This is a genomic window from Candidatus Cloacimonadota bacterium (assembly GCA_034661015.1).
Lineage (GTDB): Bacteria > Cloacimonadota > Cloacimonadia > JGIOTU-2 > JGIOTU-2 > JAYEKN01.
Genome location: JAYEKN010000275.1, coordinates 1 through 1624 on the forward strand (window position 1 = coordinate 1; position 1624 = coordinate 1624).

A 1624-nucleotide genomic window follows, 5' to 3' on the forward strand; every position below is an offset into this window, starting at 1 on the left:
GAGCAATTGCTTATCGAAATTTCTGCAGAGCGAAATGGGAGTGCGAATACTTTTGTAATTGTTTTCCCTACGGTTACAAGATTTTTTGCATCATTTTCATAATGTATTATGATCTTGTCATTTTGGGTTTCATGTTGAAAAATTTCTTTTCCCATTAACGAAGTTGAAAGGAAAAGAATAAACATGAAAATAAATATTTTTTTCATAATATCCTTCTTTTTTTTTGTTAGTTTGCAGATTTAATCACATTCGGGCTTCTTGTAATCCCAAATCTCATAAATATTCATTAACTTTTAAGGGTCGAACAGGGATGTTCGATTTACGATTTATTTTAGCAAAATACACTTTTTAATCTTTGTGAATGAATCCTTTGCATCTAATTTATAAAAATAAATGCCACTTGCTACCGAATTTCCTCTGTTGTCTTTGCCATCCCAGGAAACGGTAACTGTTCGATTTACACCTGCGCTACTTTCATCCAAATCTATGGTTTTAACCAATCTGCCTTGAATATTGTATATTTTGATTTTTGGCTGCCCCTGACAATTTTGGGGGAGAGAAAAGGCTATTTTTGTAGCGTGCGAAAAAGGATTGGGGAAATTCTGTTCAATCGTGAATTTGTTTGGAGTGTGTATCGCATTCCCTTGGGAAGAGATGATTCGGATGTTATCTATCAGCCAACCCGGATCATTGAGCGTTTCATCACTAACAAATTTTAATCGCAGATAGATATGCTCATCAACAAATTCGTCAAGCGGAATAAACATCTTTTCCCAGTCATGAATGTAGCCGGAAAAGTGGGTTAATTCGTTCCAGTCGGAACCGGTTGTAGAAATTTCTACAGAACAAACATCATTCACATGTTCGGTATGATAAGCAGTCCAAAAAGTCAAAATGACATCATCTGCCACTCCGTTTAGATTAATTGGACTTGCTGTAGTAATGGTCATCGTTGTATCAAAAGCATAAAATTGGCTGGAATTTGTAACAAGCGAATTTGAATTCTCGTAGCCCTCGGTAATGTTCCAAGTTCCATTGCCATTCCATTCGCTCATTCCAGTTTCCCAATCTTCAGCAAAAATCACTTCTTCGGTCTCGAATACAAAATCCAGCTGATAAGTTCCGGGTTCAAAATTTATTGTATCAATTATGGGAATACATCCGTTTGAAAGAGCGATTATTGTATGTTCACCTTCATAAGCTGCAAAATTAAAAGAGCCGTTTGTAAACGAGATCGTATCATTTTCTATATCGGTTACAATAATTTCACCGGAAATAGGATTGCCATTGCAAAGAGCGGTTCCACTTACTTCACAAATCTCAAGGGATTCCATCGCCACATCGAGAGTTGTCCAAACCGAAGTATTTATCGTAATATTATTGAAAGTTTGTTCTTCATAACCCATTTTTCGAACCGTTATTTCATAAGTTCCCGGCAGTAACACTCTCCAGAAGCGTCCGTATAATTCATCTGATATTCTTGGTTCTAAATAGGGAGCAGTAAAACCTGCGACGATTATTTCTGCTTGTATGGGCTCGCCGGTGTTCGCATCCGTGATATGACCGGTGAGCATATTAGCGTCAGCCTGATAACCGAGCGCTCTGTTCAAAAGCCAGTAAGCAC

Annotated in this window: 2 protein-coding genes; both read right to left on the reverse strand. The window is 37.4% G+C overall.

Features of this window, described 5'->3' with window-relative positions; all coding sequences use genetic code 11:
* Positions 1-206: hypothetical protein (locus U9P79_09695; GenBank protein MEA2104894.1), on the reverse strand; the 206-nt coding region annotated here is incomplete at its 3' end.
* Positions 207-326: 120 nt separating this feature from the next.
* A partial coding sequence (locus U9P79_09700; protein ID MEA2104895.1) for a FlgD immunoglobulin-like domain containing protein occupies positions 327-1624 on the reverse strand: 1298 nt, incomplete at its 5' end.